The following is a 25,236-nucleotide window of genomic DNA, read 5'->3' as shown; positions in this document are numbered from 1 at the left end:
CTCGTAGAAGTCGGTGACCCGGTAGTGATGACCGACCAGGCCCGCCGTCCGCTGCGCCCGGGTCGTCCTGGTGTCGTCGAGGATGGTGGCCACCGAGGAGAACCTACCGGTTCGTATGTGCGGTCGCCGGGCACTGTGCTCCCGTTCCTGGATGGCGTGCGTGTCGGACGGGTGCGTGCGGCAACGGATCGCCCCGCCCCAGACCGGCAGAGTTGCGGTATCTCTGCGTCTCCTGCGTCTCAGCGTCCGGGCTGGCAGCGGAGATCGGTGGCCGGTGCTGTGATGCACGCGCACCCACTGCCTGCGGTTGGGGGGCGGACCGATCGGGTACGCGAAGGCGATGACGGCGAACGAGCACGTGCAGGCAGGGCGCCCCGGTGCCGCGGGTGAGCAGGTCTCGGTGCTGCTGATCGCGGATCCGGGCGAACCAGCGGCTCTCGCCGAACGCCTCGCGGAGTCCCTGCCGCAACGCCTGCGCAGCCCTGACCGGGGCGAGCGCCGGTGGACGATGTGCGTGCGCCGCAAGCCGTACCTGCCCGACGAGCAAGCGGATTTCGCAGATGTCATCGACACGGTCGATCCGTCCTCCGAAGCGGAGGACATCGTCGTGTACCTCACCGATCTGCCGCGCCGCGAGGACACCCTGCCGGTGGTGGCCGACGTCAGCGCCGACCACAAATTCGCGCTCATCTCCGTCGCCGGGGTGGGCGGTCTGCGCATCGAGCGCCGGGTCCGCACCGTCACCGAACTCGCGATCGCCCGCGTCCTCGGGGAACCGGACCTCAGGCCCGGCGCGGCGCGGCGGTTTCCGTCGGCGCAGATCCCGGGCGGTATCCGGTACTTCGCGCCCTCGGGGCTGCGGCGGCTGCGACTGCTGTCGGGGATGGTGCGGGCCAACCGGCCGTGGCGGCTGGTCACCGGACTGTCGAAGGTCCTCGTCGGCGCCTTCGCCACGGGTGCGATCGCGCTGGCCACCAACACGATCTGGTTGTTCGCCGACACGATGGGCCCGTGGCGGATGGGTGCGGCGACCGTCCTGTCGATCGTGGCGATGATTCTCTGGCTGATCCTCGACCACGAACTGTGGGAGCGGCCGACGTCGCCGGACGAGCGCGACCGATCGGTGCTGTACAACACCGCGACCGTGGTCACCCTGGTCATCGGCGTGATCGTGCTGCACGTGGCCCTGTTCGGCCTGCTGCTGTTCACCGCGTGTCTCACGCTGCCCCCGGAACTGTTCTCCCGTGTTCTGGGGCACGGGGTGACCTTCGTTGATTACCTCACGCTCGCCTGGTTGCTGGCGTCCATCGCGACCATCGGTGGGGCGCTCGGGTCGGGTCTCGAGGACGACGCCGCCGTCAGGGAGGCGGCGTACGGGGTCCGGCAGCGGCAACGCATCGAGGAGACGCAACCACCGCCGAACCAGGCGCGATGAACGTGGCCGAAGCATGGCGATCCAGGCCTGGTGAGTGATCGGGGATGTCCCGAAGATGCGCAGGTGTCAGATCACGTGCTCGACCGGTAGACCGCCCGGTTCCGGGTGTGTGGTTTGACGTCCGGCACCCCGCGGGACTGTCACTTCCCCCCGCGTGCGGGTTCGCTCGAGGTCGGTCTCGAAGGTCCCGAACTGCGGATTCACACCGCCGTGTCGGTGCCTGATTTCACGAACTTATCGCCAAGCCTCAGCCCGGCCGTCATCGCGTAGGGCGACCCGCACAGCGGAAGACCATGCCGAGCGCGGTTTACCTGCATCCCCCGTCGGGCACCCGAACCACACATCGACCGACGAGAGGTTTGGTTCCCAGTGCGCGCAGTCACCTGGCAAGGCAAACGGAAGGTCAGCGTCGAAACCGTCGCCGATCCGAAGATCGAACAACCGACGGACGCCGTCATCAAGGTCACCACGACGAACATTTGCGGGTCCGACCTGCACCTGTACGAAACACTCGGCCCGTTCATGGGAGAAGGGGACGTCCTCGGCCACGAACCGATGGGAATCGTCGAAGAAGTCGGCGCGGAGGCGGGAAACCTGAAGGTCGGCGACCGGGTGGTGATCCCGTTCCAAATCTCGTGTGGCAGCTGTTTCATGTGCAACCTGAAGCTGTATACGCAGTGTGAGACGACGCAGGTCCGCGAGCAGGGGATGGGAGCGGCGTTGTTCGGTTTCTCGAAGCTCTACGGCCAGGTTCCGGGAGGACAGGCCGAGTACCTCCGTGTTCCCCAAGCCCAGTTCACCCACATGAAAGTTCCCGAGGGGCCGCCGGATTCCCGATTCGTCTATCTGTCCGATGTGTTGCCCACGGCGTGGCAGTCGGTGGAGTACGCCGCCATCCCCGTGGGCGGGTCGGTCACCGTACTCGGCCTCGGGCCGATCGGAGACATGGCAGCGCGGATCGCCCACCACAAGGGCGCACGGGTCATCGCGGTCGACAACGTCCCCGAACGCCTCGCTCGCGCCAAGGCCCGGGGCGTCGACACCCTGGACCTGGACGAGCACGGTAGCGATCTCGCCGACGTGATTCGCGACGCGACCGACGGCCGGGGCACCGACTCGGTGATCGATGCGGTCGGAATGGAGGCGCACGGATCACCGATCGGCAAGCTCGCCCAGCAGATCGTCGGGTATCTTCCGGACGCGGTTGCGGCGCCGCTGATGCAGAAGGCGGGTGTGGACCGTCTCGGTGCGCTGTATTCGGCGATCGACATCGTTCGCCGCGGCGGAACGATTTCCATCATCGGTGTCTACGGCGGCATGGCCGACCCGATCCCCATGCTCACCCTGTTCGACAAGCAGATTCAGCTGCGGATGGGTCAGGCCAACATCAAGAGGTGGGTGGACGACATCATGCCGCTTCTCGGCGACGACGACCCCCTCGGCGTGGACACCTTCGCCACTCACACGCTCCCCCTCGAACAGGCGCCCCATGCCTACGAGATCTTCCAGAAGAAGCAGGACGGGGCGGTCAAGATCCAGCTCAAACCCTGAACAACGCACTCGCTCAGCAGGAACGGTGCAAGCAGCAACTGACAGGAGATTGAGAAACTGACTGTCCGTTGCAGTTCGATCTGAGGCATGAGCTCGACGCGGACCAGTGGTGCCTCAAACACGCGGGTAGTCGGGCTATCTGCCTCAACTTGATGGCAGGGAGGACGCGCTTGCCTCAGGTGAGACTTCCCACCGGAATGTCAGTAGCGTTTCCAGTTTCGGTGTCAGGAACATGAGACGCATCCTGCTCGCACAAAGTCCCAGGTCCGCCCACACCCCCGGTCAAGTTCCGGCCGAGGACCTACTGACATCGACCGGGAAAATCCACTGACACGAGTGGGAAAAGCCAGCTCACCGCACTGACATCCCGGCGGGAAGTCTCAATTGGACAACCCGCCTGTCACTTCACACTCTCAACCTACACTTCGCTGTGAGTCGTCACCGGAATGTCAGTAGCGGTTCGTCATGGCGATGTCAGTAATCCAGCTATTTGTCGGGTGGATTTGATGGGCTGGGCGTGTGGTGGTCGATGAAGGTGTGCGGGCGCTTCGTGGAGCCGCTGCTGACCGCTTGGGTGAGCTCGATCGGCATGGTGAGTTAACCAGCGAGCATGTTGTGTTGACCGCGTCATCCTTGGGTGTTGCCGAGAGGACGGTGTGGCGATGGGTGGCGGCTCGGCGCGCCGCGACTCCTCCGGTGGCGGACCGCTCACGGTTCCGTATCGACGACCAACTGCGGGTGCGGTTGGGATACTGGCGCGGCAACGCCTCGGCGCATCACCGAGAACTCGTACAGCGGGAAAAAGCTGGTGGTCCGACGGCGCCGAGCTCGGCGACGCTGCACCGCGCGATACGAGAGGACATCACTCCCGGTGATCTCGCGGGTCTGCTTGGGGGCGAACGTGATCGCCGGAAATTCGATGTCTTTCTCCAGCGTCCGGCCTCGTTCCGGAACGCAGCATGGGAGGCCGATCATGTCGAGGCGCCGGTGCAGGTCGAGGTCGATGGTCGGCTGGTGAAGCCGTGGGTGACCTGGTTCGTTGATGCCTGCCACGATGTGATTCTCGGGACCGCGGTCACTCCGCGGCATCCGAATCGGGAAAGTGTTCTGGCGGCACTGCGGGCGGCGGTGCTGCGGCGTCCACCATACGGCCCTGCCGGAGGTCTACCTGCTCAGGTACGACTCGACCAGGGCAAAGACTTCCTCTCAAGGACCGTGACCGAGGCCTTCGGAGCGTTCGCAGTCCGGGTGGTCCCTTTGCCGGGATACACCCCCCCACCTGAAGGGCACCGTGGAGACGATCAATGGCGCCGTCGAGCGGATACTGTTCGTGGGCCTTCCCCGATACACCCATCGCCAGACGGGAATCAACGGCGCACCTGTGGATCCCGACCAGCCAGCGCTGACGTTCGAGGCGTTTGTGGCCGAGGTGTTGGCCTGGGTGAACTGGTGGAACTGCGAGCACACGATTGCCGAACTGGGGGATCGGACATCCCTGCAGTCGTGGGAAGCCGACCCTACGCCGATCACGGATGTCGACGATGCCACGCTGTGGATGTTCACCCTCGAAGACCACCGCCGACAACGCAAGATCACCAATAAGGGCATCGGGTTCGGCCGTGGCAGGTTCTACGTCGCCGAGTGGATGACGGGCTTGGTCGGTACCAGCGTTCGGTTGCGATATATGCCCCATCACGACCAGGAGGTCGAGGTGTTCGACGCTCGCACCAACGTTCATCTGGGTACGGCGGAGTTGGTCGACCAGGCAACAGAGCAAACAATCGCGGCAGTGCGCCGCACCCGGGCCCGCAAAGCCCGCCAGTTGCGCGCTGATCTGACGGCCGCTGAGCGCGCCCGGCGAACGCGGTACGCGGCGACGACGGTCCCGGCTCCGGCCAAGCGATTGGAGGCGATGACCGTCGCCGAGGCGGAAACCGAACTCGCCGAGGCCCAGGACTCCGACCTTCTCCGGTGGGCGCGGCCGGGCCTGCTCCCACTGAGCCCACCACCGCGCGGGTGGGTGCTGCCCCGGAACCCCGGCGCCACATGCCGCCGCGCTTGCTGCATTGCTGTGCACTGGCAGCCCCGCACCGCACCTGGCGTCCATTCCGGTCAGTGCCCTGACCATCGATGCCGACGCGATCGTGCTGAGCGGTCTCGTCGGTCGCCGCCACTTTCGGCATCCAACTGTGCACCCGATCCCTATCTCGGTGCGCCCACTGTTCAAGGCGGCACGTGCCATTGCGCAATTGCGCGGAACCGACACCAACCAGCATCTGCTCTCTGGGGGCATCGGCACCACCGGACAACACCTGCGCAACTCGGCGCACCAGTGTGAAGTAACCATTCCACCGGTACATCCCTGGTCGGACTGCTGGATCAGCCGGGTCGAGGCGCGTCCGATGGTGCGCGAAAGTGCGATCCGAGGGATCGTCGGAGTGTCCGAGGCACGTGCAGTGAATCCGCCGCGAAGATGAGGCGGACCGTGGCGTGACCTGGGCACAGGACCATCAATCCACTCCGTTGGCCAGGCATCGTGGTGGGTGAGAAGGCCGGAGGCAGTGTGGGTTCGTTCTTGGCTCACGTGTCACTTCTCCGAGTTTTCGGTTCTCGAAGTCGTGTCAGTGCGCAATTCTCGCGAACGTGTCTGAATCTTCAGCTCGTCGGTTGGCTGCCGGCCCTCGAAGAAGCTGCTATTCGTGTTGGGGTCCCGCTCCGGGCTGGGTACAAGCCCGGGGCCGGTGCTTCGAACCTCAACTCGATTAGCTCCAACGTGTGCGGGTTGCATCTGCGTCCGGGCTATGGGATTGGTGGTGCGTCGATGTATCCAGTGCTCGGCCGGATACCGGAAAAACTCGAGCAGCACGTCGGCGTCGTCGGTGATCTTCTTCACCGCCTTCGGGTACTTCGCGCCCTGATATGGAACCGACTTTGTCAAGAGGGCAGGGAGAAGCGGCGCCCATGACCGTCGTCGCGGACGCCGCTTCATTTTGACCGAATGACCGGGAGGTGGTGGCGAGCGTGTCTGTATCGACGCGCGGTCACTCTGATATACGCGGGTTGGTTACCGCAGGACGGACTGTTCGGCTGGAGTGGTTCGCGGGTCTAATGGCGAGCGTGATCCCAACGCACAGTTGAGGATTGCTCATAGGGCGCTCGCGGGTCACTCCCAGGCGCTGCCGTCACCACCGCGGAGGGTCGTCCGGACATCTGTCGGGCGCCTCGGGAATTCCTCCGGTCCCGGGCCTGTCGGATCGTCACGAGTCGGAGAGGCAAGGTGGAGTCCCCGCAGCGCAGCGAGGAGAACCGACCTTGCCGCCCCCCGGCGAGCGACGATCAGGATCAGGGCACCGAGGAATGCTCCTGGCGTCCGCCCGCCTCAGTCGTCGAGGACGGCCAGTGACCAGCACCAGCCGGCGAGTTCCCGGGCGATCGCGGTGTTGGCAACCGCAGGTCGCTTGTGCCGCTGCTCGAAGCCGTTCCACCGGGCGTGCAGGCGCCGGTTACCCTGCTGACCGCGGGCCCGGGCCGCCGGGCCGGCCTTGTCCCAGCGCCGCCGCAGAGCCACCCCGGGACGATACGGACGACGGTGTTGCCAGGCGGCCTCGATCAGCAGCCGGCGTGCGTGCCCGTTGCCGGTCTTGGTGATCGCTCCCTGTGACCGCGTCGCGCCCGACGATGATTCGGTGGGCACCAGCCCCAGGTAGGCGCCGATCGAGCGGCCGGTGAGCCGCTGCCAGTCGCCGATCTCGACGGCCAACGCGAACGCGGTCAGCGCCGCGACCCCGCGCAGGCACCCGAGCCGGGTCACCACCGGGGTGTAGATACTTGTAGCGGCCATCTCGGCGATCGCGGCATCCAGGCGGTCGCGACGATCCACGGCCGCAATCATGGTGTCGTAGGCGGTGTCGTAGGCGAGCTGCAATCCCGGCACCTCGAACCTCTGCCGACGCAGCCAGGTGTCGTGCACCCTCGTCCAGGCCTTGCCCTCGTAGTAGACGATTCCCTGTCGCAGTAGCAGTTTCGATACACGATGGCGAGCGGACATCAGATCGCGGCGCACGTCCTCCCGCGCCCGGACCAGATCTCTCGCGGCCTCCTGCTCGACATCGGGGATCGTTACCGCCACGATCTGACCGAGATGCAGCAGACGAGCCAGATGCCGTGCGTCTCGCTTATCGGTCTTGACTCGGTCCCCGGCGGGGCGTTGCAGTTTCGACGGCGCCGCGACCAGGCACTCGATCCCCGCCGCCAGCAGGAACCGCGCCAACCCGAACCCGGTCGGCCCAGCCTCGTAAGTCACCGAAACCGGCTCGGGCAAGGTACGTATCCAATCGAGAATTTCGTGGCGATCCGGCGTCAACCGCCGCTCGAACAGCTCGCCAGTCTCACCATCGAGTCCACACGCGACCACCGACCGCGCGTGCACATCCAACCCAACACTCGTACGCTGATTCATTGCTGGGGCCTCCCACATCTGTGGCTCTACCGGCCAGGACCGGCTTCCTGTCGGCAACCCACGATCACATGTGGCGCGAGGCCCCAGCCATTACCTCCATACCGTCTAATCGATCTCGAATGCCTTGATCGCCACCTGCGCCTTGTCGATGTCCTCGGCGAGGTAGATCTCCTTCATCGCCGCCAACGCACCAGGATACGCCGACTTCGGTAGCGCAGAAAGAACATTCGGTTGCTTGTGGAACCAGCAGCGCTGTTCCCGCGTCTCCGGGAACACCTCGCGCAGGGCCCGCCAGAACCCCAAGGCACCGTCCCCGACCGCCAGCACCGGGGCCCGCATCCCGCGCCGCCAGCAGTCCCGCAACAGATCCGCCCACGACTCGGTCGATTCCCGGTACCCGTCGGAGAGGGCGACGAGCTCCTTGCGGCCGTCGGCGCGGACCCCGATCATTCCCCCAAGCGCTCCGTGCAGGGAGGGACCCCCCACCAGCAGGCAGAGTTTCTCCTGCTCGAGCCGCACTTTCAGGTGGATACCATCGACCCAGAGGTAGACGTAATCCGCCTGCGAGAGATCCCGCCGGGCGAAGGCGTTCGCCTCGTCCTGCCACTGAGCGGTGAGGCGGGTGATCGGGCTGGCCGACAGGCCGGCACCGGTGCCGAGGAACTGTTCGAGCGCGGGCCCGGGTGTTGAGCCCGCGCAGCACACTGAGGTGCTTCGCCGTGGCAACAGAGGACATCCGATGTTGCGATGCCCGCGTGCATCCATAACGTTACGACCGCATCATCCACACCGTCCGGCTGGCCAGTGTGGGGTGTTCACGGGACTGGGGTATCGACCCACTCCCGGTAGAACGGCGGCATCTCGGATGCCTTTCCGCGGAAGCGGGGTGGGCGCTTGTCGAGGAAGGCGCGCACGCCGTCGGCCCCGTCGGCGATGCTGGTGTAGAACATGGCCAGGGAATCGACGCGATGAGCTTCTACCGGGTGCGGCGCTGCGGAATTGCGCAGGAGCATCTGGCGCATGAGTGCGACCGATACCGGGGACCGGTCGCGTGTCCATGCGTCCGCCAGGGCCCGTGCTTCACCGAGCAATGTGTCGGGTTCGTGGATGGCCTGTGCCAGCCCGGCGTCGTGGGCGGAGTCGGCATCGAGGATCTCTGCCCGGTACACCAGATCCAGTGCTGCGGGCAGGCCGATGAGCCGGGGCAGGAACCAGGTCGAGCACGCTTCCGGCACGATCCCGAGCTTGCCGAACACCAGCCCGAACCGCGCCCTGTTCGACAACAGACGCGCGTCCATCGCCAACGTCATGGTCGCGCCGATCCCGACGGCCGCACCGTTGATCGCGGCGATCACCGGTTTCCGGCAGGCGTGGATCGCAAGGGTGACACGGCCACCGGTATCGCGGATCCGGCGCAGCCCCGGATCGTCGAGATCGTGCATGTCGGCGAGGGTCGGCGTCTTCGATTCGTCGAGGCCGAACACGTTTCCTTCGCTCGACAGGTCCATGCCGGCGCAGAACGCGCGTCCCTCACCGGTGACGATCACGGCCCGAACCGCATCGTCGTCGTTCACCGACACGAAGGTGTGCTCGAGTTCGTCGGCCATCTCGACGGTGAACGCGTTGAGATGGTCGGGACGATCGAGGACGATGGTGAGGATACCGTCCTCGATCTCGTGGCGGATGGTCGTGTATTTCATGGCTGCTCCTGCCTGCATGTCAGGTGAGGTCGGCGGCGAGCTTGCGGATGGCGGTGTCCGCATCGCTCACGATGTCCGAGATGATGGCCTTGCAGGGCAGGACGGCGTCGATGAGGCCCTGGGACTGGCCCGCCCACCACATTCCGGCGTCCATGTCGCCCTTCTGCAGTACCTCGGTGCGGCCGCGTGCCCCGGATGCGAGGTGTGCGACATCGGCGAACTCTGCGCCTGGCCGGGCCGAGAGGGCTGCGATCTCCTCGGAGATCGCGTTCCGGGCCACACGAGCGGTGTTGCGGAACTCCCGGAACACCAGGATGGTCTGGCGTTCGTCGTTGGCGACGATCTGGGCCTTGACGTTCGGATGCACCGGGGCTTCGTCGCTCGCGACGAATCGGGTGCCCATGTTGATCGCGGATGCCCCGAGGGCGAGTGCTGCGGCCAGCCCGTCTCCGGTGGCGAATCCGCCGCTGGCGATGATCGGGATGTCGAGTACGCGGGCCGCGGCGGGGATGAGGATGAGGCCGGGGATGTCCTCGTTGCCGGGGTGGCCGGCGCACTCGAACCCGTCGATGCTCACCGCGTCGACGCCCATCGACTGCGCTTTCACGGCGTGTCGGACGGCTACGGCCTTGTGGATGACCTTGATCCCTGCGGCCTTGAACGCGGCGACATGCTCGCGGGGATTGCTGCCGGCGGTCTCCACGATGGTGATGCCGCTGTCGATGATCGCGGCACGGTATTCGTCGTACGGGACGGGAGTGACCGTCGGGAGAATGGTGAGGTTGACGCCGAACGGTTTGTCGGTCCTGTCCCGGCATCGGGCGATCTCGGCTGCGAGCGCGTCGGGGGTGGGCTGAGTGAGCGCGGTGAGAAAGCCCAGCCCGCCGGCCTCGGCGACGGCGGAGATCAGCTCCGCGGTGCCCACGCCGGTCATGCCGCCGCACACCACCGGATGCTCGACACCGAAAATCTCGGTGAAACGTGTATTCAGCATCGTCACGGCCTCCCGGCATGAGGAACGTCGACCGTCGTCGAGAGAACCTTGGCCTCCCGTGCGGCGCTGCGCTTCGCCTCGTCGAAATCCGGTGCGACCGACAGGAACAGGGTGCGCCCGTCGTCTCCGCCGAGGGCGACCGCGAACACGCCGAGCGGCGCGGTGCTCACCTCGTCGAGGACGGCCCCGCCCTCACCCAATCGGACGGCACGTTGGTTGACGCAGTCGGCGATCCACACCGCGCCTTCGGCGTCGAGGGCCTGACCGTCGGGGGCGATAGTGCATGCCGCGAGCCGCTTCTCCACGTTCGGTTCGTCACCGAGGTCCCCTAACGAGGCGAAATCCCCTCGGGCACCTAGTGTTCCGTCGCTCGCAATGCCGAATTGGGAGACTCGGTTGCCGAACAGTTCGTTGACGTACAGGGTCTTTCCGTCCGGGGAGATGCACATGCCGTTCGGAAAGGACAGCCCGTCGGCGACCACGCGGGAGGCGCCGTCGGTGTCGACGAGGACGACGACGCCGTGCTCGTGGTCGGCGCCGCCCATGAGGTCGAACCCGAATTCGCCGACGTACGCCTGCCCGTTCGCGGCGACCACCATGTCGTTGGCGTATCCGCGGCAGTGCTCGGAGATGTCGGCGTGCTCGACGAGCGAGCCGTCGGGTTCTCTGCGGAGGATCTTGCGGTCCTTCATCGAGACGACGAGCATGCGTCCGTCGGGAAGCCAGCCGAGACCAGAGGGCTGATGCTCGACAGTGCAGACCTGTTCGACGGACCCGTCGGCATCCACGACGTTGACCGAGTGGGTGTAGAAGTCCACGAACCACAGCCGGCCCTCATGCCAGCGGGGTCCCTCGGTGTAGGTGAAGCCCGCCGCGATCTCGGTGAGCTGACGATCGGACATGTCGGTACCTTCTTTCCTGGGTTCTCGTGCCCTCCGCCGAAGGTCGATCGACCCGTACGGGTGGTGTGAGCCCAGTGTCGCGACGTGCGCTGTGGTGCGGGTGTCCCACAACGCAACAGTGCGTTGCAGAGCGGCGTGTGGATCGGGGTGCTGTCGCGAATTCGGACGGTCTGCGAGCCGGTTCGGCATGGACGCTGGTCGCACGCTCATCCACCGGATCCGGAGGAATACCGCCATGCTCACCACAATGATGGATCGTCCACTGCTGATCAGCTCATTGCTGTGGCACGCCGAGAACGTCTTCGCCGACCGGGTCGGGGTTTCATGCGACGCCGGCCGCGGCGACCGGGAGTTCACCTATCGCGATCTCGGCGCGGCCAGCCGCCGGTTCGCCGGTGCCTTCGACGACCTGGGAATCCGGTTCGGAACGAGAGTTGCCACGCTGGCGTGGAACACCTTCGAACACCTCGTTGCCTACTATGCCGTTCCGGCGTCCGGGGCGATCCTGCACACCGTCAACCACCGGGTCTCGCCCGACCACATCGCCTACACGATGGACAAGGCCGAGGACGAGGTGGTTCTGATCGACGCCGACCTGCTGCCCGTGCTCACCGAAGTCCTCCCGCGCCTGCCGCGCATCCGGCACGTGGTCGTCTTCGGCACTCTCGACGGCCTCGATCGCCCAGTGTCTGCGACGGTGACGTGGTGGTCGTTCGATCGGCTCCTGCACGATGCCGTACCGATCGAGGAGTTTCCGGAGTTCGACGAGACCACCGCGGCGTCGATCTGCTTCACCTCCGGTACCACCGGGTTGCCCAAGGGGGTGGTGTACAGCCACCGCAGCACCGTGCTGCATGCCCTGGCGATCAGTGCGTCCGGTGGTGTCGCGATCGACGGGTCACGCTCGTATCTGCTGGCCACGCAGATGTCCCACGTCCACAGCTGGGGTGTTCCACACGCGGGGGTCCTGCAGGGCGCCCGCCTCGTCCTTCCCGGGCCGCACCCCTCGCCGGCCGAGCTGCTGCGGATCACGACGGAGCAGACCCCGGACGTGGTCGTCGGCGCACCGGCCGTTGCCGCGCTCATGCGCGAGCGGTTCGACGCCGATCCCGCCCACTACGACCTCGGGAGCGTGCACACCCTGTGGCTGGGCGGTCAGGTACCGCCGTCGGGGCTGGTGAACTGGTGGGCCGCGCACGGAGTCTCGACCGTCAACGGGTGGGGTATGACCGAGACCTCGCCGATGGGGACCTTCAGTCACGTCCCGGCGAGCCAGGGGCGGCCCCTGCCGCTGTTCCAGGTGCGCATCGTCGACGAGGAGGGGCGAAGTCTACCGTGGAACGGGTTCACCACCGGTGAGCTCGAAGCTCGCTCACCGTGGGTGACCGGCACCTACCTCGCCGACGACCGTACCGGCGACGCGTTCGACGACGGTTGGTTGCGGACCGGCGACGTCGCGGTGATCCACCCCGACGGTCAGGTCGAGATCCGCGATCGGGTCAAGGACCTCATCAAGAGCGGCGGGGAGTGGATCTCCTCCGTCGAGGTGGAGAACACGCTGCTGCTGCATCCGGCCGTGCTCGAGGCCGCTGTCATCGCGGTGCCGCACGAGACGTGGCAGGAACGCCCCGTCGCGTGGGTCCGGCTGACCGACGACGTCTCCGACGACGGACTGCGGGCGCATCTGGCGGCGACCCTGCCGAAATTCTGGCTTCCGGACACGTTCGTGCGGGTGGACGAGGTCCCCAAGACGTCTGTGGGCAAGCTCGACAAGACGCGGATGCGGCAGCGGTGGCGCGCGGGCGTCGAGATGTAGCGTTCTGGGACACTCACAGCCGGTGTGACCTCGGTTACATAATGGGTGTACTGGCTGCGAGATGTTCCGAGGTGGTGATGTGTGGTGAGCGACCGGATCCGCGCGCGGGTGGACGATCGTGACATCGACGCGCACGAGGGTGCTCCATTGGGGTTGCGGCCGGAGATCGAGCAGTCGTGGCGCCGATGCCGTGCGATCGGGGCGGCGGCGGATGGCTCTCGGTTGCGGTTCGTCGACGACACCCGCACCGACTCGAAGCTCGTCCGTGCCGCCCGCCCCGTGGTGGATCGGTTGGCCGAGCAGCTCGCGGATGTGCCGGTGACGATTCTGTTGGCCGATCAGGACGCCACCATCGTCGACCGGCGCACGGGACTGAGGTCCCTGCTCGGGCGTCTCGACCGCGCCCAGGTCGCGCCGGGTTTCATGTTCTCCGAACAGTACGCGGGTACCAACGGCATCGGCACCGCGCTCGAGGAACGCAAAGCCTTCCGGGTGCGCGGCGACGAGCACATGCTCGAGTCCCTGCAGTCGCTGGCGTGCGTCGGCTCGCCGATCGTCGACCCGGTCTCACGCACGGTGACGGGCATCCTCGACATCACGTGCAACATCGACCAGGTCAGCGACCTGATGGCCCCGCTGATCCTCTCCGCTGTCCGGGACGTCGAAGAGCGGCTCTTCGCTCAGTCCGCGAGAAGCGAGCAGGTTCTGCTGCGCGAATACATGCGCAGCAAGCGCCGCGGCAACGCCGCGGTGGTGGCGATGAGCCGCGACACGGTGATCGCGACTCCGACGTCGCGGCTGATGGACTCGACCGACCAGATGATGATCTGGGACTGGATCAGCAGCCACCTGGGCACCAGGCAGGAATGGGAGGGCCCACTAGGCTTCGCCGAGGGCATCGACGTGCGGGTTCATGCCCGTCGGATCAGCGAATCGGGAGATTCGCTCAGTGCGATCCTCGAACTGCGTCCGATGGCTTCCTCCGCGCGCTCCCGACCTCGGACGGCCGTAGCTCCCGCGTCGCATCGGGGTCCTTCCGTCGAGCCCGTGGGCCGGATCGTCGGCCGTAGTCTGGCCACGTACCGGCTGCAAAGCCGCATCGACGAGATCGCGGGCACGGTGGGTCCGGTCCTGGTGACCGGCGAGTCCGGGGTCGGCAAGTCGCATGTCGCCCGGCACATCCAGCAGCGGTGGGAGCACGGTGGCGAGGTCCTCGTGATCGACGGTTCCACGTTGACTCCGACCGCTGTCGCGGACCTGCGCGCACGCCTGTCGAACAATGCCCCGTGGATCGTCGAGCACGTGGACGAGGTACCGGGCGACGCGGTCGCTCCCACGCGCCGGCTGCTGGACGCCGCCGCCGAGATGGCCGCGCCGCTGGTCGCGACTGCGACTGCGACCGCGACCGCACCGGCCGGTGGCCACCAGCTCCACACCCACGTGCGCCGGAGCGTGTCCGTGCTGCCATTGCGGCAGCGGATCGAGGACCTCGACGACCTCGCGCGGGAGCTCCTCACCGCCCAGCTCCCAGCGCGTCCCACGCCGCAACTGCAGCCGGCCGCGCATCGAGCGCTGATCGCCCACCACTGGCCGGGCAACGTCCGCGAGCTCGATGCGGTGCTGTCGACGGCTGTCTCGAGGTCGATGGGGTTCGACATCAGACTCGAGCACCTCCCTGACGACTATCGCGCACTCGGGTCGGGTCGACAGCTCACCTCCCTCGAACGCAGCGAGCGGGAAACGATCGTGCGTGCCCTCGACGAAGCCGACGGCAACAAGTCCCTCGCCGCGGATCGGCTCGGGGTCGCCCGGTCGACGCTGTACCGCAAGATCCGCGCGCTCGGCCTGGAGAACGAACGCTTCGGATCCTGACCTCCCGAAAGCCCCTGTCGCATATCGGGACATCCCCGTCCGGCTCGGAGCGGACACGATGGGCGCAGGACGGGCGACCCTCGGTTACCCGGCTCCTCGCGCCACCCCATCAGGCGGTGACGTCGGACCGACCCGAAGGGATGATCAACGATGAAACGCACGGTCTACGGCGACGACCACGAGGCCTACCGGGACTCCGTCCGTCAGTTCCTGGTGCGGTATTTCGAACCGCGCGCCGAGGACGTCCGGGCCGATAAAGCGCTGCCCCGGGACTTCTGGCTCGAAGCCGGCAAACACGATCTGCTCGGTCTCGAAGTCCCGGCCGAGTACACAGGTGGCGCCGCCCGCGACTACCGCTTCAACGCGGTGATCATCGAGGAGTTGGCCAAGGTCAACGCAGCTCTGGCGTCGAGTGTCAGTATCCACTGTGACGTCGTGGCACCATATCTGGTGCAGCTGACCACCGACGAGCAGAAGGCTCGGTGGCTGCCGGGAGTGTGCTCGGGTGAGGTGCTCACTGCAATCGGCATGACCGAGCCCGGCGGAGGTTCGGACCTGGCTGCGCTCAAGACCACTGCCGTTCGCGACGGCGACGGCTGGTTGCTCTCGGGTGCGAAGACGTTCATCACCAATGGGTATTCGGCGGATCTGGTGGTGATCGCGGCGCGGACCTCGCCGGAGAGGAAGGCCAAGGGCATCACTCTCTTCGGCGTCGAGACGTCCCTGCCCGGATTCGAGCGTGGCCGTAAACTCGACAAGGTCGGCCAGGACGAAGCGGACACCGCAGAATTGTTCCTCGACAACGTGCGGGCCACCGACGCCCACCTGATCGGTGAGCTCGATCGCGGGTTCATTCACATGATGTCGTTCCTACCCCAGGAACGATTGGGATGTGCCGTCTCCAACCTCGCACATGCTGCGCAGATCCTCGTCGAGACCGTCGACTACTGCCGGGAGAGAAAGGCGTTCGGCCAATCGATTGGAACCTTCCAGCACAACAAGTTCCTGATCGCCGACCTGGTGACCCAGATCGAGGTCACGCAGGCGTATGTCGATCGGTGCGTCGCGGCGCACGTGGCCGGCGAGCTCACCTCCGTCGATGCGGCGAAGGCGAAGTGGTGGACCGCCGACGTGCAGAACCGGGTGATCGACCACTGCGTGCAGCTGCACGGTGGCTACGGCTACATGAACGAGTACCGGGTGGCGCGGGCGTGGCGGGATGCGCGCGTCTCAAGGATCTGGGCGGGTTCGAACGAGATCATGAAGGAACTGATCGGCCGCGATCTCGGATTCTGAACCCGGATAACGTTCTGGCACTGAATATGTGGATGCAACCTGGCGTGTGTCCGTGATTCGATTTCGGACACTTCACATCACACGATCGCTTCTACCGTCTTACGTGTCCGGGCGGGAATACACGTCCCGGGAAATCTCGAGGAGGAACGACATGACGGCATCCCAGGCCGACACGGCCACCCGCACCGGCAAACACTCGAACAACGACGTGCTCGACGTCCTGATCATCGGGGGAGGCTTCTCCGGCCTGTATGCGCTGGACCGGATTCGCGACCTCGGCTTCACCGCCAAGGTCTGGGACGCCGCTGGCGGCCTCGGCGGAATCTGGTGGTGGAACTGCTATCCCGGCGCACGCACCGACAGCACCGGGCAGATCTACCAGTTCTCGCACAAAGACCTGTGGAAGAAGTACGACTTCGCTGAACTGTATCCAGGGCACGACGGAGTCCGAAATTACTTCGAATACGTCGACGCACAACTAGATCTCACCCGCGACGTCGTGTTCGACACCTTCGCCGAGTCCTGCACATGGGACGAGGAGACCCGGCAGTGGACCGCGCGGTCCGCGGACGGCAAGGTGCAGAAGGCGCGTCAGGTGATCGTCGCGACCGGATTCGGTGCCAAGCCGCTGTATCCGAACATCGAGGGGCTCGACTCGTTCGCCGGCGACTGCTACCACACCGCTCGCTGGCCGCAGGAGGGCGTCGACATGACGGGCCGCAAGGTCGTCGTCATGGGCACCGGGTCCAGTGGCGTGCAGGTCGTCCAGGAAGCCGGTCACGTCGCCGAACACGTCACGGTGTTCCAACGCACCCCGAACCTGGCGATTCCCATGCAACAACGCGCACTCACGCACGACGACAACGAACAGTTCCGGAAGGGACTGCCCGAGCGATTCGAGGCACGTTCCAAGGCCTTTGCCGGATTCGACTTCGACTTTCTGCCGCAGAACGCCGCCGACCTGAGCAGGGAGGAACGCGACGCGATCTACGAGAAGATGTGGGCAGAGGGTGGTTTCGAGATGTGGCTCGGAACCTTCCAGGACATCCTCGTCGACGAGGACGCCAACCGCACGTTCTACGACTTCTGGCGCAACAAGGTCCTCGAGCGGGTCACCGATCCGAAGAAGGCCGCGATCGTGGCGCCCGAGACACCGCCGCACCCCTATGGCGTCAAGCGCCCCTCCCTCGAGCAGGACTACTTCGACGTCATCAACCAGAGCAACGTCGAGGTCATCGACTCCAACCTCACCCCGATCCGCCGGGTGCTGCCCCACGGGATCGAGACCGACGACGGCGTCATCGAATGCGACCTGCTCGTACTGGCCACGGGTTTCGACAACAACAGCGGCGGCATCATGGCCATCGACATCACCGGCGTCGACGGATTGAGTATCCAAGACAAGTGGAAGTCCGGCGTCGACACCTGCATGGGCCTGTCCACCCGCGGGTTCCCGAACATGATGTTCCTCTACGGCCCCCAGAGTCCATCCGGCTTCTGCAACGGCCCGACCTCCGCCGAGTACCAAGGTGAGATCGTCGTCGAGTTCCTCCAGCACCTGCGGGAGAACGGCATCACACGATTCGAGAACACCGAAGAATCGGAGAAGCAGTGGCGTGCACACGTCGACGAACTGTTCGTCAACTCGATGTTCACGAAAGCCCGCTCCTGGTACTGGGGCGCGAACGTGCCCGGTAAGCCTGCACAGATGCTCAACTACTCCGGCGGTGTTCCCCAGTACTTCGCGCGGTGGGACGAGATCAAGACCAACGGCTACGCCGCCTTCGAGACGAACTGACCGAAGTGTGGGCGCGTGGGTCACGGTGCATCTCCGTGGCTCACGCGGCGTCGTCCCGACAGCGCGTTGGGCGCGGCGGGTCGACGACGATCGCCGCGGCCTCTGCCGGATGTAGGACCGATGCCGAACCGGTCCGCTCCGGAAGATTCTGGGGATTGTCCCCGAAGGCGACCACACGATAGTCGAGCTGCCGGCCGTCGCGGACGGACTCGACCACGAGTCGACGATGGAGGACCGCCCTGGTTCCACGTCGAGTAGGTACTGCGCATCGGAGGCGAGGAAGGTTGTCCAGGGCGAGAAATCCATTCCTGCTCTTCACCTTCGGCGATATCGAAGAACAGTTCGGCGATGTCGTGGAAGCGATCCAATTCCACTAGTTTGTCGGCGGGCCGGTTCGGGATGTCGCCGACGACATGCGGGACCCGGCGTGCCTTCCTAGCGCACTTCGAGAAGAGGACGGCGTCCGTCGGAACCTGCGCGCGACCATTCGGCACGCCCTGCGTCCTGAACACCAAATCCAGCACAGCGCACCAGGCGCGAGCAGATCCGCGACACTGATGGCGTATCTGCGGGATCAGCCGGTGGACAGTGGCTGGTAGCGTTCCTATCGGCGCCTGCACCGTGACCTCGAGTGGTCCGTCGGCGATGTCACCAGCTCGAGACCCGCTTCGAGGAGGCCGACGGCCAGCCGCGGTGAGAAACGCGATCCCGGGCACATAGGGATGCGGCCGGGAACGGGTGTTCCCAGGCAGAGCTGCGAGTGACAGCGGGGTCAGCCGAACGAACAGCGGCAAGATTGGTGCAGGTCGATATCGTGGGCCTTCTTGGGCTACGACACGCCGTTCACATCCGATTCCGTTTCGTACGCCATCTTGCAGGGAGCAGCCAGTGTTGTGAAATAGGACACGAGTCACCAGACGTTCTTCTAGCGTTCTCAGGTGCCGACTCCGATGTGAATATTCGGAGCCGTTTGGTGTCCCATTCCCTGGTGAGGAGTAACGATGGCCGTGTGTGCTGTTATCTGGTCGTAGACCACCGACGCCTCGGTCAAAGAGGTGCGATTTGCCTGAATCGTGCGATAACAGCACCTCTTGGGGTCGTTCAGAATCCCACAAACGACCAGTAGCAGCGCGACACGTGGTGCCGACTCCGTAGCCGTAGGAGGTGTTCTGGTGCAGCCCCTGCTCGGTATGGAACTACTTCCGCTGTCGCCAAATCGGTGTCTCCGATGCGGTGGCGCCCAGACGGCGGACTGTTACCCGGTGGGCGCCCACGCGTGGGGAACGGTGCGGAGCGAGGCGACCGCTCGGGCGGTGTCGATGAAGTCGCGGACCGGCTGCGAGTCCACGTCGGTGCGCCACGCGATGGACAGGGACGTGGGAGGAATGTCGGTGACGGGGACGAACGCCAGTCCCGGCCGACCGTAGAACCGCTGGGTCGAGGACTGCGAGAAGGCCACTCCGCGTTCGGACAGAATCGCCTCGAAACACTCGTCCACCGTGGACACTTCGGCACCGAGCCGGACGGGCTCACCGTGGCGGGACTCGGTCGCGAGCCAGAAGTTGCGCCACTCCTGCGGCGCCTTGCGCGCCACGAAGAACTCATCGGTCACCTGCTCGACGCTGATGTGCGGCTGCCCGGCCAGCAGCGAACTCGTCGACACCACCAGCACTCTCGGCTCGACGAACAGGGTTTCGAGGCCCAGCCAGTCCTGCATCAGCAGAGGCGGGCGGACGAACGCGACATCGGAGGATCCGTCGGCCAACCCGACGTACGGGTCGGTGAAGTCGAACGACTGCATCTGAACCTGCACGCCCGGAAACTGCGATTGGAACGCGCCCAGGATCTGCGGCGTCAGTTCTGCCGCGGCGTTGGCCTGGAATCCCACGACCAGCTTGCGGGTGCTGGATCCGTGCGCGGCGTCCCGGGTGAGCGCGACGATCCGTTCCGCGTCGGCCAGCATTCGCCGGCTCTCCTCGAGCAGGACCTGACCCGCCGGTGTGAGCTCCACGTGCCTGCTGTTCCGCAACAAGAGCACCGCACCGAGGGTGTGCTCGAGCTTGCGGATCTGCACGCTGAGCGAGGGTTGGGCGATGTGCAGTCGGGCGGCGGCGCGGCCGAAGTGCAGTTCGTCCGCGACGGCGACGAAGTACGACAGCAGTCGCAGGTCGAGCTGGGGGAGCATCCTTCGAGGCTAGATGAGCAGGCCGGTTGCAGACCAGTAGTCATTGCCTATCGATCGATGGCCGGTAGGTATTGGACGTGCACCGGTCGCGGCGAGTGTGATGGGAGTCATGTCCGGCACGGCCGGCGCCGCACAGCTCGTGTGGAACCCGCGCCGACATCGCGGCGAGTGCGGACCTGCGGCTCGCCCACCTCCACCGATCGAAGGAAACACACCATGACCGTCACCACCCGCGTGTCGACCGCGGCCGATTGGGCCACCTCGTTCGCACAGGCCAGTAATCAGGACCGGGAGGTCCAGGCGCACGGCAAGTACTTCACCTGCTCCTACCAGCTCGACATGGCCGAGCACACCTTCGTCGTGCAGATGAGCCGCGGTCAGGTCGTCGACGTCGCCGTCGATCCGGGGCCCCTCGACGTGCCCTACCAGTTCGCCATCCGCGCGAGCGCAGACACCTGGCGCAACTTCGGTGTTCCGGTACCGGCCCCGATGTACCACGGCATCTGGGCCGCCAGCTTCCAGCGCGACATGAAACTCGAGGGCGACATCCTCGTGCTCATGCAGAACCTGCGCTGCGTCACCCGGCAGATCGAACTCCTGCGCTCCGTCGGCGTCCCCGTCTAACTCCTTTCCACGAAACCCGAAGGACTACAACACATGAGCAAGATCTCACCCGTCACCGGACACTACGTGGACGTCGATGTCGACGGTTTGCTGTACAAGGTCTTCTACCTCGAGAACGGCACCGGACAACCACTGGTGTGCCAGCACACCGCCGGCTGCCACAACCACCAGTGGAGGGGCCTGCTCGAGGACGAAGAAATCACCAAGAACTACCGCGTCATCGCCTACGACCTGCCCCGCCACGGCAAGTCCGACCCGCCGGAGAACACCGAATGGTGGACCGAGGAGTACCAGCTGTCCGCGGATCACTACGCGAACTTCATCATCGCCTTGTGTGATGCGCTCGACCTCGAGAACCCGATCTTCATGGGCTCGTCGTTCGGTGGGAACATCGCGCTTCAACTGGCCTACCGCCGGCCCGACCGGTTCGCCGGCGTCATCCCCGTCGAGGGCGCCGACTACTCGCCGGGCTTCTACCTCGACTGGTGGCAACACCCCCACGCCAACGCCGCGCAGGTCTGCGCCAGTGGAGTGTGGGACCTGATGGCGCCGCAGTCCCCCGAGGCGGACCGGTGGAAGACCTGGTTCTACTACAGCCAGGGCTCCGAGGCCTTCAAGGGTGACCTGCACTTCTACTCCGTCGACCACGACCTGCGCGACAAGCTCGGCGAGATCGACGGCGACCAGTGCCCGGTGGTCATGCTGACCGGCGACTACGACTACCTCACCACCCCCGAGGACAGCGCACGCACCGCAGGGCAGATCACGAACGCCGAGTTCATCGAGATGAAGGGCATCGGCCACTTCCCGATGAGCGAAAACCACCCGGTCTTCCGCACCTACCTCATCGAGGCCCTGCAGATCCTGCAGAGCAAGGCGCCGCGGACGAACGAAGCACTGACCACGCAGTCCTGACCAGAACCGGCACTCTCCTGCCTGCCCGCCAGCGGAGCACCGACGGGCACGCAGGACACCCGTAGTCCGGGACGCTCGGCTACCAATCGTCTCCTTCACCGGATCAGTCCCAGTGGGCTGGCAGATCCGGGAGGCAGTCCCACGCACACACGTCACCCTCGAACTCGGCGGCAAACCAGCCGTGGTGATCTGCCCGGACTGAAATTCCGATCGCGACCTCGCACAGCCGGCCGACCGCATCGCGACCTTGGCATGTACAAGCGGGACAAGTCCCGCATCGCAGTCCAACGCGTCTACACGGGCAACGCAGGGAAGGAGCACCGGCGCCTCGCGGCCGTCGGTGAGGGACCGGCCGAACCCCCGGGCGCAGCCGGAGACGAGGGCGGGGTGACGGCACCGGCATCGATGGCACGGGCCACCCTCGGTGTGCAGTTCGAGGAGCTGCCTCGCCGTCGCGACGAGCTCCGCGGTTTCCTCGAAGCCGTGACTGATGTCGAGGCGGCCGCAGCGGAGGTCGACCAGGCCCACGTCGAGGCGCTCGCGAAAGTGGCCGAAGCCGACCGGTTGCAGGGCGAGGAGGAACGTCGGCGCCGTCAGGCGGCCGAGGCCCGCGCGGGTGAACATCAGCAGGCACGCGAAGAGGCCGACGCGGCCGCGGAGGACGCGGACACGGAGCTGGTGCGGATCCAGACCGAGGCCGCCGCCGTGGAAGACGCGGTGTCCCGCGAACGGGAGGCCCGCGCGGACCTCCAGCACATCCATGCCGAGACGGCGGAGAGGATCACGGCCGCCGAGACCGACGCGGCGCGCCGGATCGCCGCGGCCGAAGCGCAGACCGCTGCAGCGCAAACCGCCGCGCAGGAAGTCCGCGAGAACGTCGACCGTCTTCGCGGTGAACTCGCCGACCTGCGCGCCGAGATCCGCGCGGACCGCGACCAACCGCGCACCGATCGCGTCGCGCAACTGGCCGACGTCCGGCAATCGGCCGCCGAACGCGTGGACGCCCTGACCACCGCGCTGCGTGCCGCGAAGCAGACGATCGACGAACTACGGCGGCAGCCGGGCGACCGGGGTGCGACACCTGACCCGGACGTGGCTAGGTGCATCGGAAAAGGCTACTGCGCCAACTATTCTCTGGTAACCAAAAAGATCACCCTGCAGCTGACCACGACGGCGTGGTCACCGAAGCGGTCGTAGAATCGGCCGCGCAGGGTGACGTCGACAGCGGCCCCTGTGTCGTCGGATTCGGGATGGAAGATGCCCAGGCGGGGGTCGGGTCCGGGTGTCGTGCGCACCGGAGGCGCTGCTGTGCCGCGGCACGGCGCGGGAGTGTGGAGCGGCGTCCTACGGTGGTGTTCGTGCAGATCCGCTCGCGTGCCGGCCGGGGTGGTGCTTATGCTCGATCCGGAGTGTTCGTGGAGTTGGGGAGGTGGCGGAGCGTGGCCCAAAACAGCGGCAACCGGCCGGTCGAGGGCCCGGAGCTGACGGTCGGGGTCCGGGTACTGGTCCGCAGGAGCGCCGGGGCCGACCTGACCGGTGAGGTGGTCGAGGACTACGCAGCGGTGACCGACCCGGGCGGCGGTGGGCACGAGTGGGCGCCGGTGCATCGATGGGCGGTCGCGCTCGACGACGGTCGGCTGGTGTTCGCCGACACCGAAGACCTGACCATCGATCCGAGCTTCCCTCACCCCAACCCCGACCCGGATCCGAACCCGGATTCGAACCCGGATTCGGCCGCGCGGACACCGGGCCGGCACCGGGCAGAGTAACCGGCAGATCGCGCCGCCCGCGGACAACCCCGGGATGCGGGGGCGTGGGGACTCCATGCTGTGAGCCAAGCCTGGACACGTCCGAGGTACCCGGCGGGGCCCGGGTGGTCGGTTAGGTGCAGTCCCGGCAGATCAGCTGCGCGGGGTCGACGAGCCGGCTGCGATAGTGGACCAGGAAGCAACTGGTGCAGGTGAATTCGTCCGCCTGCTTCGGCGGGACGCGGACGGTCAGTTCTTCGCCGGACAGGTCGGCGCCGGGCAGTTCGAAGGATTCGGCGGTGTCGGTGTCCTCGACGTCCACGGCGGGGGACTGGGTGTCTTTGGCAATTGGCGGTGAGCTGTTCGAGGGACGTATCCGAGGTCTCGTCTGATTCGGTGACTCTGGGGGCGTCGTAGTCGGTGACCATGGCTGCTGCGCCCTCATGCTCTGAGTGTTCGGACCCGCCATGTCAAGAGGTTCGCTGCTCCCACCCGCGTGCGGGCCGGGCCCTCGTGTGCCGGGTGCGTCGGGTGTGGCGGGCGCGTTCGGTTTCGGACATGCCGCCCCAGATGCCGTAGGTCTCGGTGGTGGCGAGGGCGTGGTCGCGGCATGCGGCGAGGACGGGGCAGTGGTGGCAGATCTGTTTGGCGGCGCGCTCGCGTCGGGCGCGCACGCTGCCGCGTTCTCCGTCGGGGGAGAAAAACATGTCGGTGTCGGTACCGCGGCAGGAGGCGCGGTGCTGCCAGTCCTGGTCGATCCGGTGGTGTGAATGGTCGAGCATGGTGAAGTGGGTCGCTTTCGACAGTCGAACGAGGTGGCGATCTGCCCGTCAGGCGCGGACAATCAATCGGGACGGCGCTCGGTCGGGGTGGTCGCCGGTGGCGGCAGGGCACGTCGACGACATGGGCGGACTGGGTTGGGGGTCCTCCTGAAAAGGGCAGCGAATGGACGGGTTACGCACCCCGCCTGCTGCAGACCGCAGAAGTGCTGTGCGGCATGACCCCTCGACACATCGCGTGCACACTCGCGCGGCCTGCGGACGTGGTCGCCGGCGAGAACGACAGACCAAATCCGGGACTGCAATTCGGTGCGCCGCCGCGTCCACAGCAGTGGTCGTATGGGTGCGGTGATGCCTGGGCTCGACATCGGTGAGACCGGGAGTAACCCCGGATGCTCCACCCCTACGTCGCCCGGAACGGGCGGGTGCGGGGTGTGCTGTCTAGGGTAGCGACACCGGCCGCGGCGGTGAACGGGAATCGCTGGAAAGTAATTGCGATCACATGCGGTGCCGCGTCGTGTGTCGGCCGCTGTCGGATTGCCGGTCTCCATGATGTGGCCGGATCGGGGGTGGGTCGGCTACTTCCATAGGTGGCGAACAGGCGGAGGCGGGCTGGCACGCGCGATGGGCTCACCCCATTTTGGACGGGCAGCGTTGAGCCCCACGGTGTCGGCGGACGTGCCGGGGCAGGACCCGCGGATGAGCAGATCGGTCTGTGTGGTGACCTTGTTGGTGATGGTGGCGCCGAGCCTATCGGCGAGTGTGGCTGCGGTAGGCCGAGTACGGGTGGTCATACGGTTAACGAGGATGGCGCTGCGGCCGGCGAGGATCCCGGCCGTCGTTTCAGACAGCGTCAGCGTGCCGATACGACATCCGGCGTCGAGAGCGGAGAGCCCGGCTACCGGAAGTCCGCGGTTGGGGGTGTCCATCGGTTGGCCGGTGTGGACCGCGAATTCGGCCAGCCGGTGGTGAGTGCGGTTGGCGTAGTTCATTTCGCTCAAAATTCGTGCGCATGCATGGGCGTCTTCGCCGGCTTGGTGATGCTTGCGCAGCTCGACACCGAAATGCTTACAGAGTGTGCATAGTTGGTGATTCGGAAAGTTCCCGGTGGAGGCGGCGACCCCACATCATGGTGCATCCGGTCTCGAGGTGGGGAAGTGGC

General features: G+C 66.2%; 18 protein-coding genes and 4 pseudogenes. 11 read left to right on the top strand and 11 right to left on the bottom strand.

The window, feature by feature from the left end; genetic code table 11:
* Positions 1-340: 340 nt before the first annotated feature.
* The 3 genes and pseudogenes from ACFTZB_RS12635 to ACFTZB_RS12625 form a co-directional block, all read left to right on the top strand.
* Positions 341-1,435: a hypothetical protein gene (locus tag ACFTZB_RS12635; RefSeq protein ID WP_378431954.1), complete on the top strand. Its 1,095-nt coding sequence runs from the start codon at positions 341-343 to the stop codon at positions 1,433-1,435.
* Between the two features lie 369 nt (positions 1,436-1,804).
* On the top strand, positions 1,805-2,986 hold the full coding sequence (locus ACFTZB_RS12630; RefSeq protein WP_378431953.1) for a zinc-dependent alcohol dehydrogenase: 1,182 nt from the start codon (positions 1,805-1,807) through the stop codon (positions 2,984-2,986).
* Positions 2,987-3,556: 570 nt separating this feature from the next.
* Positions 3,557-5,015 (top strand): annotated as a pseudogene (locus tag ACFTZB_RS12625) (Mu transposase C-terminal domain-containing protein); the annotation flags it as partial.
* 558 nt (positions 5,016-5,573) lie between these two features.
* Here the strand turns inward: ACFTZB_RS12625 and ACFTZB_RS12620 are convergent.
* The 6 genes and pseudogenes from ACFTZB_RS12620 to ACFTZB_RS12595 form a co-directional block, all read right to left on the bottom strand.
* Entirely contained in the window at positions 5,574-5,879 is a 306-nt protein-coding gene (locus tag ACFTZB_RS12620; RefSeq protein ID WP_378431958.1) for a hypothetical protein, read from the bottom strand.
* Positions 5,880-6,365: 486 nt separating this feature from the next.
* Positions 6,366-7,463, bottom strand: coding sequence for an IS110 family transposase (locus ACFTZB_RS12615; protein WP_378431952.1), 1,098 nt, complete (start codon positions 7,461-7,463; stop codon positions 6,366-6,368).
* A 90-nt stretch (positions 7,464-7,553) separates the two neighbouring features.
* Positions 7,554-8,126, bottom strand: a pseudogene (locus tag ACFTZB_RS12610) (transposase); the annotation flags it as partial.
* Between the two features lie 134 nt (positions 8,127-8,260).
* A complete protein-coding gene (locus ACFTZB_RS12605) occupies positions 8,261-9,145 on the bottom strand; it encodes a crotonase/enoyl-CoA hydratase family protein (protein WP_276142459.1) in 885 nt (294 codons plus the stop codon).
* Positions 9,146-9,164: 19 nt separating this feature from the next.
* Entirely contained in the window at positions 9,165-10,139 is a 975-nt protein-coding gene (locus ACFTZB_RS12600; RefSeq protein ID WP_378431951.1) for an NAD(P)H-dependent flavin oxidoreductase, read from the bottom strand.
* 2 nt (positions 10,140-10,141) lie between these two features.
* Entirely contained in the window at positions 10,142-11,041 is a 900-nt protein-coding gene (locus ACFTZB_RS12595; protein WP_378431950.1) for an SMP-30/gluconolactonase/LRE family protein, read from the bottom strand.
* A gap of 235 nt (positions 11,042-11,276) precedes the next feature.
* On the opposite strand from ACFTZB_RS12595, the gene ACFTZB_RS12590 reads away from it, so the two are divergent.
* From ACFTZB_RS12590 to ACFTZB_RS12575, 4 genes are all read left to right on the top strand, one after another.
* On the top strand, positions 11,277-12,857 hold the full coding sequence (locus ACFTZB_RS12590; protein WP_378431949.1) for a long-chain fatty acid--CoA ligase: 1,581 nt from the start codon (positions 11,277-11,279) through the stop codon (positions 12,855-12,857).
* An 84-nt stretch (positions 12,858-12,941) separates the two neighbouring features.
* Positions 12,942-14,729: a sigma-54-dependent Fis family transcriptional regulator gene (locus tag ACFTZB_RS12585; RefSeq protein ID WP_378431947.1), complete on the top strand. Its 1,788-nt coding sequence runs from the start codon at positions 12,942-12,944 to the stop codon at positions 14,727-14,729.
* 150 nt (positions 14,730-14,879) lie between these two features.
* Positions 14,880-16,025 (top strand): acyl-CoA dehydrogenase family protein, encoded by a 1,146-nt coding sequence (locus ACFTZB_RS12580; RefSeq protein WP_378431946.1) that lies wholly within the window; start codon positions 14,880-14,882, stop codon positions 16,023-16,025.
* Between the two features lie 151 nt (positions 16,026-16,176).
* The gene (locus ACFTZB_RS12575) at positions 16,177-17,823 is read left to right on the top strand and encodes a flavin-containing monooxygenase (RefSeq protein ID WP_378431945.1); all 1,647 of its coding nucleotides are present in this window, start codon (positions 16,177-16,179) and stop codon (positions 17,821-17,823) included.
* Positions 17,824-19,078: 1,255 nt separating this feature from the next.
* Here the strand turns inward: ACFTZB_RS12575 and ACFTZB_RS12570 are convergent.
* Complete coding sequence (locus ACFTZB_RS12570) at positions 19,079-20,008, bottom strand: LysR family transcriptional regulator (protein ID WP_378431944.1); 930 nt, start codon at positions 20,006-20,008, stop codon at positions 19,079-19,081.
* Positions 20,009-20,224: 216 nt separating this feature from the next.
* Between ACFTZB_RS12570 and ACFTZB_RS12565 the strand changes: the two genes are divergently transcribed.
* The 3 genes from ACFTZB_RS12565 (at position 20,225) to ACFTZB_RS12555 (ending at position 21,749) form a co-directional block, all read left to right on the top strand.
* The gene (locus ACFTZB_RS12565) at positions 20,225-20,632 is read left to right on the top strand and encodes a hypothetical protein (protein WP_378431943.1); all 408 of its coding nucleotides are present in this window, start codon (positions 20,225-20,227) and stop codon (positions 20,630-20,632) included.
* 33 nt (positions 20,633-20,665) lie between these two features.
* Positions 20,666-21,547 (top strand): alpha/beta fold hydrolase, encoded by an 882-nt coding sequence (locus ACFTZB_RS12560; protein WP_378431941.1) that lies wholly within the window; start codon positions 20,666-20,668, stop codon positions 21,545-21,547.
* Positions 21,548-21,659: 112 nt separating this feature from the next.
* Positions 21,660-21,749 carry a hypothetical protein gene (locus ACFTZB_RS12555; protein ID WP_378431939.1) on the top strand — a complete coding sequence of 30 codons (90 nt, stop codon included), beginning with the start codon at positions 21,660-21,662 and terminating at the stop codon, positions 21,747-21,749.
* Positions 21,750-22,674: 925 nt separating this feature from the next.
* Here ACFTZB_RS12555 and ACFTZB_RS12550 read toward each other — a convergent pair.
* Positions 22,675-22,776 (bottom strand): annotated as a pseudogene (locus ACFTZB_RS12550) (phosphate transport system regulatory protein PhoU); the annotation flags it as partial.
* A gap of 210 nt (positions 22,777-22,986) precedes the next feature.
* On the opposite strand from ACFTZB_RS12550, the gene ACFTZB_RS12545 reads away from it, so the two are divergent.
* A complete protein-coding gene (locus ACFTZB_RS12545) occupies positions 22,987-23,316 on the top strand; it encodes a hypothetical protein (protein WP_378431937.1) in 330 nt (109 codons plus the stop codon).
* A 112-nt stretch (positions 23,317-23,428) separates the two neighbouring features.
* Here the strand turns inward: ACFTZB_RS12545 and ACFTZB_RS12540 are convergent.
* The 3 genes and pseudogenes from ACFTZB_RS12540 to ACFTZB_RS12530 form a co-directional block, all read right to left on the bottom strand.
* Positions 23,429-23,723, bottom strand: a pseudogene (locus ACFTZB_RS12540) (DUF4193 domain-containing protein).
* A gap of 42 nt (positions 23,724-23,765) precedes the next feature.
* Positions 23,766-24,077: a WhiB family transcriptional regulator gene (locus ACFTZB_RS12535; RefSeq protein ID WP_378431935.1), complete on the bottom strand. Its 312-nt coding sequence runs from the start codon at positions 24,075-24,077 to the stop codon at positions 23,766-23,768.
* A 575-nt stretch (positions 24,078-24,652) separates the two neighbouring features.
* A complete protein-coding gene (locus ACFTZB_RS12530) occupies positions 24,653-25,066 on the bottom strand; it encodes a hypothetical protein (protein ID WP_378431934.1) in 414 nt (137 codons plus the stop codon).
* Positions 25,067-25,236 lie beyond the last annotated feature (170 nt).

The sequence above is a fragment of the Rhodococcus sp. NPDC057014 genome, assembly GCF_042673295.1.
Lineage (GTDB): Bacteria > Actinomycetota > Actinomycetes > Mycobacteriales > Mycobacteriaceae > Rhodococcus_F.
Note: the sequence above shows the minus strand (reverse complement) of the source record. Positions and strands in the feature narration are given on the sequence as shown.

Bases quoted from the DNA above. Each gene is read 5' to 3' on its own strand.
- ACFTZB_RS12605 (WP_276142459.1), bottom strand. From the start codon at position 9,145: ATGAAATACACGACCATCCGCCACGAGATCGAGGACGGTATCCTCACC.
- ACFTZB_RS12635 (WP_378431954.1), top strand. From the start codon at position 341: ATGACGGCGAACGAGCACGTGCAGGCAGGGCGCCCCGGTGCCGCGGGT.
- ACFTZB_RS12590 (WP_378431949.1), top strand. From the start codon at position 11,277: ATGCTCACCACAATGATGGATCGTCCACTGCTGATCAGCTCATTGCTG.
- ACFTZB_RS12570 (WP_378431944.1), bottom strand. From the start codon at position 20,008: ATGCTCCCCCAGCTCGACCTGCGACTGCTGTCGTACTTCGTCGCCGTC.
- ACFTZB_RS12615 (WP_378431952.1), bottom strand. From the start codon at position 7,463: ATGTGGGAGGCCCCAGCAATGAATCAGCGTACGAGTGTTGGGTTGGAT.
- ACFTZB_RS12560 (WP_378431941.1), top strand. From the start codon at position 20,666: ATGAGCAAGATCTCACCCGTCACCGGACACTACGTGGACGTCGATGTC.
- ACFTZB_RS12535 (WP_378431935.1), bottom strand. From the start codon at position 24,077: ATGCTCGACCATTCACACCACCGGATCGACCAGGACTGGCAGCACCGC.
- ACFTZB_RS12595 (WP_378431950.1), bottom strand. From the start codon at position 11,041: ATGTCCGATCGTCAGCTCACCGAGATCGCGGCGGGCTTCACCTACACC.
- ACFTZB_RS12575 (WP_378431945.1), top strand. From the start codon at position 16,177: ATGACGGCATCCCAGGCCGACACGGCCACCCGCACCGGCAAACACTCG.
- ACFTZB_RS12580 (WP_378431946.1), top strand. From the start codon at position 14,880: ATGAAACGCACGGTCTACGGCGACGACCACGAGGCCTACCGGGACTCC.
- ACFTZB_RS12565 (WP_378431943.1), top strand. From the start codon at position 20,225: ATGACCGTCACCACCCGCGTGTCGACCGCGGCCGATTGGGCCACCTCG.
- ACFTZB_RS12600 (WP_378431951.1), bottom strand. From the start codon at position 10,139: ATGCTGAATACACGTTTCACCGAGATTTTCGGTGTCGAGCATCCGGTG.
- ACFTZB_RS12530 (WP_378431934.1), bottom strand. From the start codon at position 25,066: ATGAACTACGCCAACCGCACTCACCACCGGCTGGCCGAATTCGCGGTC.